Genomic DNA, 16,712 nt, shown 5'->3' on the forward strand with positions numbered 1-16,712 from the left:
AAAGCTGGCATCGGAATGCATCCGAGCGGCTGCACTTATGAATAGTCATTGACACGCGTAGGCGAGAGACGGTACCGTCGTGGCTTACAGGATATGATTGGCTCATGGACCACAAGCGCAAGATCGCCACCATTCAAAAGCAGATCGATGCGGTGGACAGCGACGGTGACATAGCCGATCTTGAGTACTGGCGAGCGCAGAACGATGTTGCGCTGCGCACGACGCTCGGGGTCGATAATCCTACTTACAAGAAGTTGGCCGATGTAAGCTTCACCCCTCTCGCTTTCTTCAGTGACTCACCCGACAGTGTCTTCGACAGCGCTCGCCGGAGCGGAATAAAACAAACCGTTGCGCTAATGAAGGCCGCTATTGGCGAGATAGAGTTGCTGGCACCGGCCGAAACTGCTCAGGGTGAGACCGCTGCACCCGGCGGTACTCGCGTATTTATAGTTCATGGGCACGACGATGTTCGGAAGCTAGAGGTCGCCACGCTGGTCCGCGATCTCGCCGGTGTCAAGCCAACAATTCTGAGCGAGTACCCCAACCAGGGCGACACGATCATCGAAAAATTCGAGCGTGCGGCCGCAGAGGCCGCGTTCGCAATCATCATTGCTAGCAGCGACGACCTCGGCACCGCCAAGAGTACCCCCGATGAGCTGGCGCCTCGTCCCAGGCAAAACGTAATCTTTGAGCTCGGTTTCTTCATCGGCAAGCTTGGACGATCACGGGTAGCGCTGCTCGTGGAGTCCGGCATTGAGCGGCCATCGGACACCGACGGCATCGTCTACATCCCGCTGGACCCGAACGGTGCATGGAAACTGCCACTTGCGAAGGAACTGAATCGGGCGGGCGTTGCGACGGATATTCGCGCATTGCTCGATTGAGCACTAGCTGTTGCGTACCATGAGGCTGGAGCTGGTTCACGGAGGGGTTGCATCGATCTCGCCTGCAGAGTGGTGGGCCTGGAAGGAGCTCATCGTGGCTTTAGTCCTAAGTTTTGGAATCCTCAGTTTGTGAATCGGGACGCGGCAACAACATGCTGCAGATCTCCTAACGTCGTAAACTCCACTGTGGGCGACGGGGTGTATGCGGCAGCCAATGGGGTGCGAGACACGAACAACGGACACACCGATCGCGGAGTAGGCACCCCAAGCGCAGCAGCGACAGCGACTAGATTTGCCTGTATTGCCTCGGCTTTGGCCTGTAGCTTCGGAATTTCCCCCTTGTCGCGGCGGAAGAACTGATCAACCACACGGGCTATCTCAGCCGGCGTATATGCCTCAGCCAGATCTTTGTCATCGATCACCCACAATTCGCCTGTCTCCGTGTTGACGGCGATGTGGTCCACCTCTCCGGGCAGGCTGCTCATACCGATCGTCCCGGCATGTTGAGGCTTGATTCGGCTGCGCACGACCAAGCCAAGACGTCTCAGTTCGGCGTCGACTTGGTCTTCCAGCACCCTTGTACGCAGCAAACGCACTTGGTCGAGCGCCTTCCGCAGCTCGCGATATCGGTCGAGTCGACTAGGTGGCCAAGGTAGCAGTCCGTCAGATAGGTAGCCAGCCAAGATGAGTCCGCTTGTCCCCGCGTTCCAGGGAAGTATCAACAGGGTGCCCTCGTTGAGGGCTACGATCGGTCGTGTCATCAACCGCTGATCGCGCGATCGGCCCTTCCATGGCTGAACAGTCTCGGCCGCAAGGCCTTCTCTGGTCAGTGTCAGCTCTTTAACCGCCGCCCGGACCTGTGCGTCATCATCGAGATCATAGAGCGTCGCCACATGGTCGCAGATCTCTGCTAGCGAAGCCTCTGCAACGGGCATAGCATCGGTGACCGGCCAACTCGCCAGTGCTGAGCACACGCTTAATAGGGCCGTGGCCGTACATCCGATCTCCCGCAGCATCGCAGGATCGATGCGGGCGAGGATTTGCTCAGGGTCCGGTCCACTGTCATGAGCCACGTCGTCGCCGAGTTGCCTGCGAGCATGACGCAGACGCGCATTGTTGAAGGCCTTAGTATCGACCGCGCTTGATGTTTCTGAGTCCGATTCAATAGTGATCTCGTAGCTGTCCGAAATCCTGGTGCGATCGTTGCTCAATTCGTGAAGTAATGCGTCACAGCGAACGGTGGAGTCCACGAATAAGCCAGCAGCGGCCATCAGATGAGACCACTCGATGTCGTCGGGATCCTGAGTTCCTCCCGGGCTTGCAGCCAAACCTAATTCGAGCAAGGCCGCACAGACCGCCCAGTGGCGCCCCAATCGTGTATCGGTGTCGTTAGCGACGTCCAGATTTCCGACAGATGCAACCGAGGTCGGAAGGTATTGGTGGTTCTTGCGTTGATGCCGCTCTTTGTGTCGAGCCGACGAGATCGCTTCGAGTTCGACTGCGGCCCGGCGAACGACTGCGGCAGGGTCGAAACGGTCGAACTGAGCGGAAATTTGACGTTTGATCCAGGGCACCACGACCTCAAGCTCAAGAATCCGGGACTCGGCGCGATTTCTGTCGCCGACCGTGCAGCCGGAATTGCTCAAGTGCGCACCCAGGCTTCGATTTGCCTGCGATATCGACCACTCGGGTATCGAGGGGGGTTGCGGCAGGTTTTGGGCCCGCTGAGGCGGGGCAGCCGCAGAGATCATCAGCATCCTAGGAACAGTCGACCATACATCGTTCAGCACGCTAACAGCCTGACCGGCCTCGGATTTCTGATTGAGGCGTTTGGTAAATAGTTGTCCGAGTCTCTCCTGAATGAAATCAGGCTCCTCGACGCCGGCTTGAGGAAGATCGGCATTCCATAGCAACTCGATGACTTCTTCTGCATCGCCGAGCACGAGAGGCTCATTGATATCGGCATCGAACCGTAACCTGACGACACATTCGTTTAAGTCGCATTCGCGCAGGGCCGCAGACACCGCTGCTGGGTTGTGTAGCGCTACGCGACAGACCGTGCCCAGAAGGTGGAAAGCGAATTCCTCAAGCTCTAGCGGTATGTCGCCATCGAGAAGTTCGGCGAGGATGGTGCCCGTGTGTGGTTGTAACGGCTCCAACGTCGCCATCGCCCACAGGGTGTGGTCTGGAGTCAAGAACCTCGCCGGTTTTCCATCGTCGTAACCGGCGAGGTCGCGACTCGAGGGCAGGCCAAGCCGCAACAGGGCCATCTCAAGCGGGCCGCGCTTCGCGGCGGCTAAACATTCCTCGGTTCCTACTTGGTGCGGTGCCATAGCAACAGCCGTCGGCGGTATGCCCGCTCGGTGCACCGCCTGGCCGTTCGCCTTCCAGAACTGCCAACTATCCGCAGCATCCCACCCGAAGATAGGTAGTGACCTGTTGCCGACCAAATCCTCGTGAAAATATGCCCACAGCTGGTCGGCGTTGGTACTTGTCGAGGTCATCCACTGCAACGCGGACAGTGTCACCAGCGCGGTGTTCTGGTCGGTCATTAGCATGGCGGCGCCGACCGGCGCAGCAATCACAACTCGAACGATTTCTGCGTCAGCGTGTATGTCGAACAAACCGGAGTGCGATCGCACGCTGGTGCCTGCCGTGACGGCGGCCAAAGCCTCCTCAGCCGGCCTAAGGTCGCACGAGGTGATTCCAGCGGCGACGGCGAAGGCGAGGATATGGCGATCGCCGAACATCATTAGCAATGCCGGTCCCGCTTCGCCGTGAACGATCCGGGTCATCGGGGCATCTGGCATGGCCAGAAGTAACCTGGTCGCCTCGTTGCGTGCGACTGCCAGCCACTCGCGTTCACACTCTGGCCGCCCAGCTGCGCGCTGAGCCAGCACCCCCACTGCGTAATCCCAGCTCTCGGCGATATACGGCAGCGGAAGCGCCAAAACAGTGTTGCCCGCGCCCTCGACCGCCAGTGTGGTGCCGAAGCACGTGCCTGCCATACCCTGACCGGTGTCCACTCGGAGCTGGCCCGGAGCTTTCGTTGCCCAGACCAGTGCGGTGCGATGGTAGTCGTTGGAGTCCTCGGACAGACGCCAGAACTCCGCTGCCGCCGCTGCCGCGGTGATTTCGGCGGTCGTGACCGACGGGGGATCACCCACCTGGGGAAGCGGGTCGTCAGGCCACGCCGCCACCAGACCTGCTACGACCCGGCTGGTATGGCTCAGACACAGCTCGACGTAGTCACCGACACCAAATCCGAGGTCCGACCGGAGAACGGAATCTATAGCATCGCTCACCAGCTCGGCCGTCCGGAGCGAAGCTATCGGACGCTCTAGCAGTCCGGGGAACACACGATATGGTCGACCCTTGAACACAGCCACCGCATCGATTCTCGGATCGATAGGCACGGCGTCTTCCATAGCAGCTAGAGCACCTGCGCGCGAACGTGCGAGATCGACTAATTCCGTCATCCCACCGCAAGGTTTGGGCCGTCGACGCTGTTGCGCTGCTGCTCGGAGTGCGACACGCACTGCTGGCGCCAGGCTCAAATAACGATGCATCCCCGTTGGTGACGACACGATCGCGTGCGCTACCGCTAACGGATCACCAAAAGTCGCCAACGCCGCCAGCATCGCGCGATCGCCGTCGTGCAGCTGCTGAATCCTCTCACGATCGCCAGCAGTCTTCTTGGCCTTCCGTCTAGCCATCGAACTCCCTTCGCGTCGTTGTCGTGCACTCCGCGAGGGGACCCTACGCCCGGCGACCGACAGGTCCACATGCCGCGCACGGCCTCATAGAAGTCGGATCTCACCGGCGCAGCCGGCAAGCCGAATGAGCGGCAGGAATTCGAGGAGTTCGAATATTCCGGTGTTGCCGGTTGTCCGCTGCTGGTGCTCGGCGACGCCCAGGCCGGTGCGGTCGGTGATGAACGGTTCGCACATCCAGTCCTGCGGTGCCGCCCAGTCCAGGCCGCCGACCTCGTCGCGGTAGCGGCGCACCCGTGCGGCGTATTCGGCCGGGGTGGGTCCGGCGTCCCAGGTGCCGTGCACGCTGAGCATGGAGAAGCCGCCGGAGTCCAGTGCCCACCGGCCGATCGCGCGCGGGAGGGTCTTGTAGCGGGAGAGGCGGACGTCGGAGATGAACAGCGGGACCGGGGTGCGGGTCAGCCAGCCGGGGTGGTGGCTGCCCAGGTAGAACCTCACGCCGCCTCGCCCTTCTCGGTCGAGCCCAATTCGCCCGGCAGAGGGCTGTGGGCCGGGAGGTCGATGACCTCGGCCAGGGAGTCGCCGTAGCGCAACGACAGCTCCACCACTGCGGGGCCGGTGATGGTGACGCGGGTGGCGTCGGCGCCGAAGGCGTGTGCCAGGTGCTCGGCGCGGTTCTCGAAGTCGGCCGGGGACTGGCCGGCCAGCATCCCCAGCCGCACCACATCGGTGGAGGCGCCGACGGCGACCGAGAGCAGCCGCGGGCAGAACACCCGCTCGCCCTCGCGGATGGTGAGGTTGCAGGCGGTGAGCAGGCGAGCCCAGCGGCGGGTGTAGCGCCACCAGGTCAGGAACCGGGTGCGGGCGCGGGCGGTGACCCACCGCTCGAACATCTCCGGACGACGGTGTCGCCAGAGCATGATCCCCGCGAGGGCCACGAGCCCGAGCCCGAGGCCGACGGGCCAGCCGAACTGGACCCCGGCCAGCACCGCGAAGGCGAGCGGGGCGGAGATGACCGGGAACAGGACCGCCCACTTGATCGCCAGGGCGGCGGCGTAGCCGGTGTAGAGCAGGCCGAGGCCAGCACCGGTCAGGATCGCGTCGAACGGGTCGGTGCCGGTCTCGGTGGTCGTGGTGGTCTTCACGGCTGATCCTCCAGCTCGGTGGGGGTGAAGAGTTCGAGTTCGAGTTGCCCGGGTGTCGGAGCGAAGGAGATCGGGGCGGTGGTGCGGGTCCGGCGCTTGCGGACCCCGGCAGCAGCCTTGGCGACGATCGGGTTCACCTCGTCGGCCGCGCGCTTGCGGGTGGTGCTCATGCCGCCTCCGGCCAGTCGTCGTCCCCGTCGTCGCCGTGGGCGAGGTCGAGGTGCCAGCCGGGGGCGTCGCCGGTCTCGGCCAGCAGGTGCACCACCACGGCAAGGGGGTCGGCGCCGGAGCGTTCCCAGCGGCAGCGACGCTCGGCGCGGGTGTCGGCCACCAGCTCGGCGTCCCGGTCGCGGTCGTGGTTGGGGTTGTCGGAGAACAGGTTTCGGATAGTGGACATCAGCGGGGCTCGCTTTCGGAGGTGCCGCACACGAGGCAGAGGCGGGAGCAGGACGTGGTGCCGTGGGACCGGGCGGTGGTCCCGTGGGAGTCGGTGAAGGCGTGGCCGGTCTGCTCGCACTGATCGGGAACCCGGCAGCCATTGCAGACGATCTTGTCGCCGTCGTAGACCCACCGAGCACGCCCGGGAAGGAAAGTCAGGAAAGCGATCGCCTGATACCTGGTGTCGAAGCAGACCGACTCCCCATCGGCATCGGTGAACAGCTCCCCGCAGGAATCGCAGTAGACGACAACGTGGACCTCGGTCACGAACCCGCGCCTCACGCCGCCACCCCCGAACCCGAGCCCGGCGGGTTGTCGTCGGCGCCCGGGATGAAGTCCGGATCGAACCCGGAGTAGTCGACAACCGGGGCGGTGTCGGGCTGGGCCGGGGAGAAGGCGTCCACGATGGCGTCGACCGCATCGTCGGAGACCCAGAACGCGCGGACCCGCTTGAACCCGGTCGTGCCGTCCTCCCCGACGTAGCCGACACCGGGGGTGAGTTCGCTGATCTGATCGCAGCGAGCGCCACGATCCCGGGCGCCTTGGCCGTGGACCATCGCGGTCTGCGTCGGCTCATCCAGCCGGAGCCCGATCCGCACGGAGAAGAGCTGCCGGTTGGGCATGGTCTCCTTCGACGGGTCCTGCAGAGCAGCGACCACGACCACTGCGGCGGCACGGCCCTTGGACAGCAGCAGCCCCGACAGGCGCCGGAACTCGTTCTGCTCTTCCCGGCTGGCGTAGGACGACAGCGCCGCTGCCTCATCGATCACGACGAGCATCAGCGGCTCATCGACGCTCGGGTACAGCTTGCGAGTGCCGGACCGGCGCATCCGGACCAGCCGCTCATCCATGAGTTCGACTGCCTCGGAGAGCATTCCGAGGATCGATCCGGTGTCCACGCCGAAGCGGACGAACAGACGGTCGGCGCCGCTGCCGAACTCCGCACCGCCCTTGGGGTCGCACATCCACACGTCGACCAGCCCGGCCCGGATCGCGGGGCCGAGACCGCCGATGATCGAGTGCAGCACCGAGCCCTTCCCCGAACCCGTGGCACCGGCCACGAGGATCTGCGAGCCCAGCACCCGCAGCAGCCACGGCGAGCCGTCCTCGGCCACTCCGACCGGCACCGCCTCCAGGTCGACTCCGACCGATTCCGGGGTGACCTGCTGCTCCGGTGCCGCCTCCTGCTCGGCGCCGGAGCCCACCGCGTCGGTGGGGATGGAATCGGTGAGGGTGTCGAAGACCCGCAGTTGCAGCCGGACGTGGCTCGGGTCGGTCCCGATCGCGGTCACGGTGGGGACGGCGAAGTAGGTGGCGAGCTGGTCGCAGGTGTCCTCGCTGGTCCAATCGCCCAGCTTCTGCCCGCCGAGCATCTGCACCTCCACGTCGATTCCGTGCGGGGTGTAGTCCCAGCGCACGATGTGGGGGAAGCCGCGGTCGCGGTGCCCGAGGTCGAGCGCCTCGAACATCAGGTTCGACTGACCGGGGTCAGCGAGGATGAACGCGGCCGGACGAAGGGCAGGCGGGGCAGCGGCGGTGATCTGCTCGGCGGTGGTGGCCGAGCGGATGACTGTGGTGTCGAGGTAGCGCCACCAGGCCAGCACACCGGTACCGGTCACCGCACCGGTAGCGACGAGAAGGGTTTCGAGGTTCATGGTCAGGCACCTCCCACCGCGATCGGCAGCATCGGCTGCACCACCGGACGCGGGCGAACAGGGATCACGGGACGAATGGGAGCCGTGAACGGCGCAGTAGGCACCGGGGCAGGCTCGGGAGCGGAGACCGGCGCGGCGGCGGGTGCCGGGGCCGGGGTGTCGGCGGGCCGGGTCTTGCCGACGTAGTTGCGGGCGGTCGAGGGCGAGACCCCGAGCGCCGCAGCAATTTCCGGGAACTTCACGCCATCGGCATGCATCTCGATCGCCCGAGCGACCTTGGCCGGATCACGCCGAGCAGCAGGCTTGCGACCACGCACCGGCGCCGGAGCCGGGCGAGGAGGATCGGCCGGGACCGGTTCGGAGATCACGACCGCAGGCGTCTCCAGCTCGGCCACTGTCTCCGGCTCGCGGTTGGAGGCCCGGAACAGCATCCCGAGACCGTGGGTATCCACCAGCAGCGACACCGGCGCCACCGCGGCGACGAGGGCAGCGGCCCACCACGGCAGGTGCTGTCCGGCCATCGCCGCATGGACGGAGTTGCCGACGACCGAGACCAAGGCACCGCACACCAGCACCCCGAGGAACCAGCGCCGCTCCGGCCCGCGAGCGAGGACCAGCATCGAGATGGTCGCCTGGATGATCGTGCCGTCCACGATCACCGGCCACAGCCACGCCAGCTCGCGCGGGGTGCGGGCCATGATCGCCAGCTCCTTGAGAGCGGCGAAGGACAAAGCGAAGGCGGCGACGCCGATGGTCACGATCACCAGGACCGCGACCCACCGGGCCACCCGCATCGCCGTGGAACGCTCGGACACGACTACGCCGCCTTCCCGGCGTCCACCGCGTCAACGGTGGTGTCGGTCTGCGCGGACTCGGCGGCATCGTGCTCGGCCAGCACCTTCGCCAGCTCACCGAGCAGGAACCGGGCATCGGTGATCGACAGCGACACATACGAGCGCACCCCGACCCCGACCAGATCGACCACCACCGAGGCCGGGATCAGCGACGAACCGAAATCGCCGTGGTGAGCGTGCAGCCGCTCCGGGCGGTACTGGACCTCCAAGCCGTCGTGGCCGTCCACATCGGTGCTGATGTAGCTCATCACGCACCGGCCTTCGCGCCCGCACCGTTGGCGGTGGCCTTCGGGGTGTTGTTGTCGCCCCTGATCCCCGTCGCCCGGTACACGTAGCCCAGGTACTTGAAATCGCCCTGACCCATCACCCGCGCCTCGGCCGTCAGCCCCTCCAGCTCGATCAGCCAGATCCCCGGCGCCAGCTCCTGCCCCGCCGGAACCGGCCGATGCTCGGAGATGAACTTGACCTCGAACGACGCCCGCTTGGCCTTCTCCTCGTCCGGGTCCGACACCGTCGCGCTCCACAGCGGCAGCCCCGACCCCTCACCGGTCTTCGGGTTGTAGTCCCGCTCCTGCTCGGCCAACGCACTGCGGTCCGGGTTGTACTTGATCGCCGGGCCGATCTCCCCCATCAACAGCAGCTTCCCCGGGAACGCCGCACCCGACTCGATCGGGAACCGGAAACCCCTCTTGATCGCCATTTACGTCTCCTCATTGTCCGTAGCGGAAAACCTGATGACCTGCACTTTCCGCGAAAATCGAGGACGCAATGACCGCATAGCTGGACTTCTAGAGACGTCTTGGTAGAATGAAGACGTCCCTAAAAATCTTGGAGGCGACAGTGCCGAACGAGCGCTTACGCGAGGCCCTGCTTCGGAGCGGAATCGACATCACCGACGTCGCCGAAGCGACTGGCGTGGACGAGAAGACCGTCGAACGTTGGATCACGAAGGCCCGAACTCCCTACCCCCGGCATCGTCATAAGGTCGCCTCCCTGGTCAAGGAGGCGGAAGGCTATCTCTGGCCCGATGCAATCGCTCCCGAGCGGGTGAACGCGATCGCGGGCTCCGAGGTCGTGAAGGTCTACCCGCACCGCAACTCGGTGCCGTCGGACCTCTGGGGCAAGCTCCTTGCGGCTGCCACCGAACGGGTCGACATCCTCGTGCTGGCAGGTCTGTTCCTCGCGGAGGACCCCACCTTCACGCGGACGATTCAGCGAAAGGCGCGGCAGGGCACGTCGGTCCGAATGCTGTTCGGCGAGCCGGGAGCGGCGGAAGCCAAGAAGCGGTCGAGCGAGGAACGCCTCGCAGAGGGCACGGTGTCAGCCCGAATCCAGAACGCACTCGCACTGATTCGCCCGCTCGAAAGCATCGACGGCGTTGAGCTGCGGTACCACGAGACCACGCTGTACAACTCCATCTTCCGCTTCGACAACGAGATGGTCGTGAACATGCACGTGTACGGCCAGCCCGGCGCCTACGCGCCTGCCATGCACCTGCGCCGCTTGTCCGGCGGCGACCTTTTCGACACGTACACAACAAGTTTCGAGCAGGTCTGGAACGAAGCGGGAGCCAAGGACCGAGGACAGGGAGCGGCGTGAGAACCGACCACTACAACGACCCTGAGGCACCTCAGGCCAACAGCCTCAAGGTCGCCGTATCTGCCGTGGTGAGAGACGATCAGGGACGCATCCTGATGATCCACAGGACAGACAATGACCGGTACTCGATCCCGGGCGGAGGGATGGAAGTCGGAGAGACCGTCGCCGAGGCTGTCATCCGCGAGGTCGAGGAGGAAACCGGAATCACCGTCCGCCCTGGGCGCTTGCTCGGCATCTTCTCCGATCCTCACCACGTCATCGCCTACGACGACGGCGAAGTCCGCCAGGAGTTCTCAATCTGCTTCAGTGCCGACCCCACCGGCGGAAGTCCCCGTACGAGCTCGGAATCGAAAACGGTCCGGTGGGTCCCGCCGGGCGAACTGCACTCCCTGGACATCCATCCGTCAATTCATGAACGCATTCGCCGGGGATTGAGCGACGAGACCGGCCCCTACTTCACCTGAGCCGCGAGACGATCGGCCGTGTTCTCGACCGCCTGACGCAGCAGGGGCTCCGCCTCCCTAATCGATCGAGCGACGACGTGCTCCGGGCCATAGCGGTGGTAGATGTCGGCTATTCGGTCCGGAAACTCCACGTCATCGCCAGTAGGTGTGGTCGTCATGTCAGCCCACCACAGCGCATCGCGAAGCGCCGTCTTCTCATCCGACCATTGGGCTGTCGAGAGTCCGCGGTTGCGCGCTTCTACGCAGGCACAGGAGTGATGTGCCACAAGGGCGCATAGCCGGTCGGAGGCGCCGATGCCCGTCAAGTACTCCGCTCCGTCGATCGGGTGGAAGCCAGTGCGGACCAGATGGGGTGCGTAGCCAATATCGTGCAGCCATCCCGCCGCGACCAGCAATGCCGGATCATCGACGACCTCTGAGGCAGAGCCAGCCCGGCGAGCGACACCCTCGACGTGTGCCAGCCTTCGCGGTAGCCCGGCAAGGTGCTCCCGTGCGAGGTTCGCAGCCCAAGTGACGAGGTCCGTGCTCATGGAACCAAGGTATCGGGCCGAGGTGACCCGACCGGTATGGCCAGCATTGGACGCGGACATCGCCAGGGCTGGGGGCCGATGGTGAGCACCCAGGCCGTGATGAGCAGTTGCTGAAATTCGCTATATAGAGTCAAGGGGCGGCGCTGCGCGCCGCCCGGCGGTGCCGCCACGCGGCACCGCGCAGCTCGGCCGGCCTCCGCAAGCTCCGGCAGGCCGAGGCGCGTTGGGCGCGTCGGCACCGCTTTGGCGACGTGGCAGAACGCCACCTTCCCCGATCTGGGCGCCTTTTTCTACGACCGAGGCAGTGCTGGGCACGCGGTGAGCCGTCCCCGGCTTGGCCTCCCGCGACCGAGCCCGAACCGGCCAGCATCCAGCCCGGTCCACCGGCTGTGGTCCCGATTCGCCGCCAGGTAGATCGGTGGGTCACCAGCGGGTCCGGGCAGCACCGTCCTGCCCTACCATGTACCCGGCGACGAGAACGACCACGTCTGCGCCGACTGCCTCGCCACCTACTGGGACGCCTACCAGCGCACCGACATCGACTACGAGATCTGACCCAGTCCCGGGGCTCCGGCCCCACTACCGCTGTTCAAAAAGGCTTCCGTTGCTTCGGTGTGATGGCTCTGGCCCTGATCGAACTGCGCGCTTTCCGGTCGCGTCATGAGCGGACGACTTCGACTCGGTGCTATGTCAGTCTTTGGACTCTCTACCCAAACGGTCGGAGATGCCGGTAGTGGGTCCGGACAGGTAGCCCTCGATATCGGCATCCTTGAAGTGCTCTGCGAAAGACACGAATTCCGACTCCGATCTCCAGTCGCACATTGCGCAGACCGTCGACTCGAAAAATCCGCCCTTCTCCATATCGGTCACGATATCTTCTTCAAGCCGGTAGGACTCGCACCTCGGGCAACGCTCCGGCTCCCCAGCGGTCCGTCGATGAATCAGCGTTCCGAACGTAGATATGAGGTGAGAGGTGGAGTTCAGGACCAGATCGGCATCGTTGGGTGTTGCGTTGCTGTAGTGCTGAAGCCAGACAGCAAGATCCCAGGTTTTGTCCGCAAGCGTTTTCACGTACGACCGAACCCTGCTCTCACTGGTTAGACGCTCGGCGAAGATGTTAGCCCACCCCTTGAAATCAGCGGCTTTGGGTGCGTCGACAATCTCTCCGAGCCAGTCCGAGCCTGCATGCAACCTCGCGAGGGCAATCAATGCATCTCTACACTTAATACCGACTGACTGGAAATCTTCGGATTCCGAAGCGGAATCCATTGCTTCGAGCGCCTGGCGAAATCGCCGCCAGGGTGGAGAAACGTGCTCTTCTTCAGTTTCATTCAGCTCTGCCCGAGAACGTTCAGCCAGAAAGAGTCCGAGACCCAAATGAAAAATTAGCGCCTGCTCTATTTCGGGGAAATCTTTTTGTGAATACAGATTGGTCGGATCTGTGATCACCCACCAACGCGATTCTTTGCAATGTACGTCATATAGATCGTGACTACGCCCCAAGATCCGCCGAGCACCCACCTTCTGTACCAGTGCAACCTCGTCCTCCTGGGACTGCCCATTGACGTAGTCGCGGATACCTCGTTCCTCCGCGTCTGACATGTCTACCAATTCTTTTCGGCCTCCTGCCTGACGTACGAGCGGCTACACCGGAGGCATCGGCTATCGCTACACGTCTCGTTACTTCGACATCGGGTCAGCCCACTGAGCGGCCTACCGGCCGCTTGGCCCTGCTGGGCGGTGGCCTGCATTGTTTTCCCGCGTCCCTCCAGCGTCAAGAGCGCTCCGCGTCCCTGCGGGAAGGGCTTCCGCCCTCTCTTGACCCCGGAGCCTCTACGCGAGAAGGGCAGGCCCTATGGGGCAGGCGGCGGCCAGCCCGCCGTTCGGCGCAACCCACCTCCCATCAGGGCCATCGCGTGTCACCCTTGCTGTCGGAAATCGCCTCCACGAACGCAGTCGGCTGCGGGACCAGAACGGGACCACACGATCCGAGCGCCCACGCATCGACCAGCACATGTAACACCTCGAAGAACCAACCGGATATCGCTCTGAACTGCGAATACCCCTCTCCAGCCGACCTGGGGGTCAAGTGGTCGCAGGTTCAAATCCTGTCAGCCCGACATCGAAACCCTTCCGTCCTTCGCCGGAAGGGTTTCTGTTTCGGCGAGCCGGAATCGCGCAATCCCAGAAAGAACTCTGCCCCGGGTGCATGAATTCCTATAGGCCATCACCCCGTCGGGGACGGCCGCCCCGCCATCAGCGGGACCAGGCGTACACCGGGTAGACGGCGAACTCACACCCCGGCACCGTGACCGACACCGACCGGGTATCGGTCGTATTCGGCGGCGTCGTCAGAAACTCCGTGTACGTCGGGCACGCGGAACTCTGGTGCGCGATCACCGTCGTCTCGACCACCGCCTGCGCCCCGTGCTCCCGATCGAGCACGACGGTCGTCGGTACCTCGTCCCCCCGCACCGCGTCCACCTGCGGCCCGCCATCTGTGGCGGTGACCCCCGGGAACCCCGTCAGACTGCAAGCCCCGCTAGCCCCCACCACCCAATAACTGATCGTGAACCCGACCGTCGTCCCCGCCGCATTCATCATGGGCTCGGCATCGAAGTTCAGCTGCCCGTCCGCGCAGGCGGGCGCCGGGGCGGGAGGCGCACCCTGTACCGGGGCCTCTTCCGAAGCAACGGCTCCGGTGCACCCGGTGAGAGCACACGCTGCGAGCAGCGCACCGGCGAAAGCGATTCGTTTCATGGACAACACCTCGTGGCAGAGTCGGAATCTGTCGACGCATCCATCCCCCCGTAGGGACGAGCCCGTCGACCACCGAATCGCCAACGACCGCAACGGGTGTTAACGGCTCAGGCGCACTCCGGCGCGGGGGCGTCGCGGAAGAGCGGGTCGCCGGCGGGCGGGGCGTAGACCACGTAGAGCACCACCGGCTCGGAGCCGAGGTTCTGCCCGACATGGGTGTTCCACTCCCCCGCGGGCTCGTTGATGAACGAGCCCGCGCGGTACACGGGGCCCGCGCAGTCCGGGCCGGGGTGGGTGAGCTCGCCCGCGGCGATCACCCCGAAGACCGGGCCGTCGTGGAAGTGCCATCCGGTGGACCCGCCGGGGGCGATGGTGATCCGGCGCGCCACCAGGTCGGTGGCGACGGGGAAGATTCCGGCGGGGACGGTGACCTGCCCCAGCGTGACGGCGGTGATATCGACGCCGGGGGTTGCGGATGCATTGCCGGTGCCGAGGAGAACGACCGATCCGGCGACGAGAGCGCTGATCATGGGCCTCATTCCGGCAGTCTAGCCAGCATGAACACGGCTAGGTGCGGAATACGTCGGTCAGCGTGACGAGGGGTAGCCCGCGTTCGCGGATGATGTCGATCAGCTGCCATAGAAGGTGAAGCGGGCGCCGGTGTCGCGGGCGAAGCGGATGTAGGCGGCGACGACATCGGGGGCGGCGCCGTCGTCCACGGTCAGGGCGAGATTGGTGCCGTCGATTCCCCGGCCGGTGGACTGAGGGCGCCCCCGGCTGTGGAAGCAGCCGGGGGCACCCGGGAAATCAGCCCTTGACCAGCTCGGGCGGGTTGGCCGCGGCGAACTCGCCCTCGACGTCCTCCTCCACCGCGGCCCGGCTGGGCAGCAGGATCGCCGCCACCACCACGATCAGGGCGAGGGCGGCCGAGACCAGGAAGGCGAGGCGGGTGCCGTCGAGGTGCGCGGCGACCGCGTCGACGCCCTCCTCGACCAGCGCGCCGCTGCGCGACGACATCACCGTCACCACCAGCGCGGTGCCGAAGGCCGCCGCGACCTGCTGCAGGGTGCCCAGCATGGAGCTGCCGTGCGAGTACAGGTGGTGTGAGAGCGCGCCGAGCCCGAGGGTGAAGACCGGGGTGAAAGCCGCCGCCAGCGAGACCATCAGCAGGATGTGCAGCCCGAGGAGCTGCCAGTACGGCATGGTCAGGGTGATGCGGCTGAAGCCGGCGAGGGCGACGGCGATGCCGACGGCACCGGGGATCACCAGCCAGCGGCCGCCGAAGCGGTCGAAGAGCCGGCCGATGGTCGGGCCGAGCAGCCCCATGGCGAGCCCGCCCGGCATGACGAGCAGCCCGGTGGCGAGCGGGCTCAGGCCGCGCAGGTTCTGCAGGTAGAGCGGGAGCAGGATCATCGAGCCCATCATGGCCAGGAACGCCACCGACATCAGGATCAGCGCCTTGGTGTAGGTGCCTGCCAGCAGGACCCGCAGATCGAGCAGGGGGGTTCCGGTGCGCTGCAGGCGAATCTGGCGCAGCGCGAAGACGGCGATCAGGGCGATGCCTGCGGCCACGATGAGCGTGGGGACGGTGTAGTCGCCGCTCTCGAACCGGCTCAGGCCGAAGACCAGGCCGCCGAAGCCGAGCGCCGCCAGCACCACGCTGAGCACGTCGATGGAGCCGGTCTCCGGCTCGCCGACGTTCTGCAGTTGCCGCAGCCCGAGCCAGGTGACCACGCCTGCGATCGGCAGCACCAGCACGAAGAGCCAGCGCCAGGAGCCGACCTGCAGCACCAGCCCGGAGATGACCGGGCCCATGGCGGGCGCGACCGAGATGGCGAGCGTGACGTTGCCCATCACCCGGCCGCGGTCCTGCTCCGGGACGACGGTCATCAGGGTGGTCATGAGCAGCGGCATCATCACGGCGGTGCCGCCCGCTTGGATGACCCGGCCGATCAGCAGCACCGCGAAGGAGGGGGCGAGCGCGGAGAGCGCGGTGCCGACGAGGAACACGGCCATGGCGGTGGCGTAGGCATGCCTGGTGGTGACGCGCTGCAGGAACCAGCCGGTGGCCGGGATGACCGCGGCCATGGTGAGCATGAAGACGGTGGAGACCCACTGGGCGGCGCGGTCGTCGACGTGCAGGTCCGCCATCAGCCGCGGGATGGCGTTGATCATGATGGTCTCGTTCAGGATCACCACGAAGGTGGCGAGCACCAGGACCCGGATGACGAGCGGCGTCCGTCCCGCTCGTATGGGCACTGCGGGTTCGACGGGCATGGGCACCTCCGGGGCTGGAACGTCGGCAAGGTCTGGGCTGACCCCGTGACCACGGCACCGGTCTCCGCCGGCGCCACGGTGGTTCTGACGGTGTGCACCGGTCGAACTCATCGGGTGGCGGTGAGTATCCCGCGCGGCACTGACCGCACGCATCCGATTTATCGGGCGAAAAGGGCGGTAAGCTGCGCTGACCGCGGAAAGTGACGGTACTCACGCCGTCGGTGGCGGCTCGTCCGGTCGGGCGACGCCGAGCACCGCGTGCGTCGGTCGGGATGCATCGCCGCGCGCCCTGCGGCAGCGTGAGGACGCCGGGTCGGCGCCGGACTTCGGCACATCCGGAAGGCGCACTACGACGCGGTCCCCGCGCACCGGCTCGGGGTACCGGCGCGCGGG

18 protein-coding genes and 1 pseudogene are annotated in these 16,712 nt (G+C 65.4%); 3 read left to right on the forward strand and 16 right to left on the reverse strand.

Annotated elements, in window-relative coordinates:
- The first annotated feature begins 104 nt into the window (after positions 1-104).
- A complete protein-coding gene (locus NH2_RS21355) occupies positions 105-884 on the forward strand; it encodes a TIR domain-containing protein (protein WP_067657230.1) in 780 nt (259 codons plus the stop codon).
- Positions 885-1,006: 122 nt separating this feature from the next.
- On the opposite strand, the gene NH2_RS28940 is transcribed toward NH2_RS21355, so the two are convergent.
- The 10 genes from NH2_RS28940 to NH2_RS21395 form a co-directional block, all read right to left on the reverse strand.
- Positions 1,007-4,600: a hypothetical protein gene (locus tag NH2_RS28940; RefSeq protein WP_157103901.1), complete on the reverse strand. Its 3,594-nt coding sequence runs from the start codon at positions 4,598-4,600 to the stop codon at positions 1,007-1,009.
- A gap of 84 nt (positions 4,601-4,684) precedes the next feature.
- Positions 4,685-5,095, reverse strand: coding sequence for a deazapurine DNA modification protein DpdA family protein (locus tag NH2_RS21360; RefSeq protein WP_067657233.1), 411 nt, complete (start codon positions 5,093-5,095; stop codon positions 4,685-4,687).
- Entirely contained in the window at positions 5,092-5,742 is a 651-nt protein-coding gene (locus NH2_RS21365) for a hypothetical protein (protein WP_067657236.1), read from the reverse strand. The genes NH2_RS21360 and NH2_RS21365 overlap by 4 nt, the downstream gene beginning before the upstream one ends.
- Positions 5,739-5,912, reverse strand: coding sequence for a hypothetical protein (locus tag NH2_RS28945; RefSeq protein ID WP_157103902.1), 174 nt, complete (start codon positions 5,910-5,912; stop codon positions 5,739-5,741). The genes NH2_RS21365 and NH2_RS28945 overlap by 4 nt, the downstream gene beginning before the upstream one ends.
- A complete protein-coding gene (locus NH2_RS21370; RefSeq protein WP_067657239.1) occupies positions 5,909-6,139 on the reverse strand; it encodes a hypothetical protein in 231 nt (76 codons plus the stop codon). The genes NH2_RS28945 and NH2_RS21370 overlap by 4 nt, the downstream gene beginning before the upstream one ends.
- Positions 6,139-6,447: a hypothetical protein gene (locus NH2_RS21375; protein ID WP_157103903.1), complete on the reverse strand. Its 309-nt coding sequence runs from the start codon at positions 6,445-6,447 to the stop codon at positions 6,139-6,141. The genes NH2_RS21370 and NH2_RS21375 overlap by 1 nt, the downstream gene beginning before the upstream one ends.
- An 11-nt stretch (positions 6,448-6,458) precedes the next feature.
- A complete protein-coding gene (locus NH2_RS21380; RefSeq protein WP_067657245.1) occupies positions 6,459-7,835 on the reverse strand; it encodes an FtsK/SpoIIIE domain-containing protein in 1,377 nt (458 codons plus the stop codon).
- Positions 7,836-7,837: 2 nt separating this feature from the next.
- Positions 7,838-8,599, reverse strand: a complete 762-nt coding sequence (locus tag NH2_RS21385; RefSeq protein ID WP_245650701.1) for a DUF2637 domain-containing protein — start codon at positions 8,597-8,599, stop codon at positions 7,838-7,840.
- A gap of 53 nt (positions 8,600-8,652) precedes the next feature.
- A complete protein-coding gene (locus NH2_RS21390) occupies positions 8,653-8,937 on the reverse strand; it encodes a hypothetical protein (RefSeq protein ID WP_067657252.1) in 285 nt (94 codons plus the stop codon).
- Positions 8,937-9,389 (reverse strand): hypothetical protein, encoded by a 453-nt coding sequence (locus NH2_RS21395; protein WP_067657255.1) that lies wholly within the window; start codon positions 9,387-9,389, stop codon positions 8,937-8,939. The genes NH2_RS21390 and NH2_RS21395 overlap by 1 nt, the downstream gene beginning before the upstream one ends.
- Positions 9,390-9,529: 140 nt before the next feature.
- Here NH2_RS21395 and NH2_RS21400 point away from each other — a divergent pair, with 140 nt between their 5' ends.
- Both NH2_RS21400 and NH2_RS21405 read left to right on the forward strand, forming a co-directional pair.
- Positions 9,530-10,288, forward strand: a complete 759-nt coding sequence (locus NH2_RS21400; RefSeq protein ID WP_067658165.1) for a DUF5919 domain-containing protein — start codon at positions 9,530-9,532, stop codon at positions 10,286-10,288.
- Positions 10,285-10,752 carry an NUDIX hydrolase gene (locus NH2_RS21405; protein ID WP_067657258.1) on the forward strand — a complete coding sequence of 156 codons (468 nt, stop codon included), beginning with the start codon at positions 10,285-10,287 and terminating at the stop codon, positions 10,750-10,752. The genes NH2_RS21400 and NH2_RS21405 overlap by 4 nt, the downstream gene beginning before the upstream one ends.
- Here the strand turns inward: NH2_RS21405 and NH2_RS21410 are convergent.
- The 6 genes and pseudogenes from NH2_RS21410 to NH2_RS21425 all read right to left on the reverse strand — a co-directional run bounded on the left by NH2_RS21410 (position 10,740) and on the right by NH2_RS21425 (position 16,319).
- The gene (locus NH2_RS21410) at positions 10,740-11,282 is read right to left on the reverse strand and encodes an HD domain-containing protein (protein WP_067657261.1); all 543 of its coding nucleotides are present in this window, start codon (positions 11,280-11,282) and stop codon (positions 10,740-10,742) included. The genes NH2_RS21405 and NH2_RS21410 overlap by 13 nt on opposite strands.
- A 690-nt stretch (positions 11,283-11,972) precedes the next feature.
- Positions 11,973-12,884 (reverse strand): hypothetical protein, encoded by a 912-nt coding sequence (locus NH2_RS28950; RefSeq protein WP_157103904.1) that lies wholly within the window; start codon positions 12,882-12,884, stop codon positions 11,973-11,975.
- Between the two features lie 654 nt (positions 12,885-13,538).
- Positions 13,539-14,042 (reverse strand): DUF4232 domain-containing protein, encoded by a 504-nt coding sequence (locus tag NH2_RS21415; RefSeq protein WP_157103905.1) that lies wholly within the window; start codon positions 14,040-14,042, stop codon positions 13,539-13,541.
- A gap of 107 nt (positions 14,043-14,149) precedes the next feature.
- Entirely contained in the window at positions 14,150-14,581 is a 432-nt protein-coding gene (locus NH2_RS21420) for a cupin domain-containing protein (protein ID WP_067657267.1), read from the reverse strand.
- A 99-nt stretch (positions 14,582-14,680) separates the two neighbouring features.
- Positions 14,681-14,785: pseudogene (locus NH2_RS28955) on the reverse strand (polysaccharide deacetylase family protein); the annotation flags it as partial.
- A gap of 64 nt (positions 14,786-14,849) precedes the next feature.
- Positions 14,850-16,319: an MDR family MFS transporter gene (locus NH2_RS21425; RefSeq protein WP_067657270.1), complete on the reverse strand. Its 1,470-nt coding sequence runs from the start codon at positions 16,317-16,319 to the stop codon at positions 14,850-14,852.
- Positions 16,320-16,712: the final 393 nt, after the last annotated feature.

The organism is Nocardia harenae NBRC 108248 (genome assembly GCF_001612885.1).
Classification (GTDB): domain Bacteria; phylum Actinomycetota; class Actinomycetes; order Mycobacteriales; family Mycobacteriaceae; genus Nocardia; species Nocardia harenae.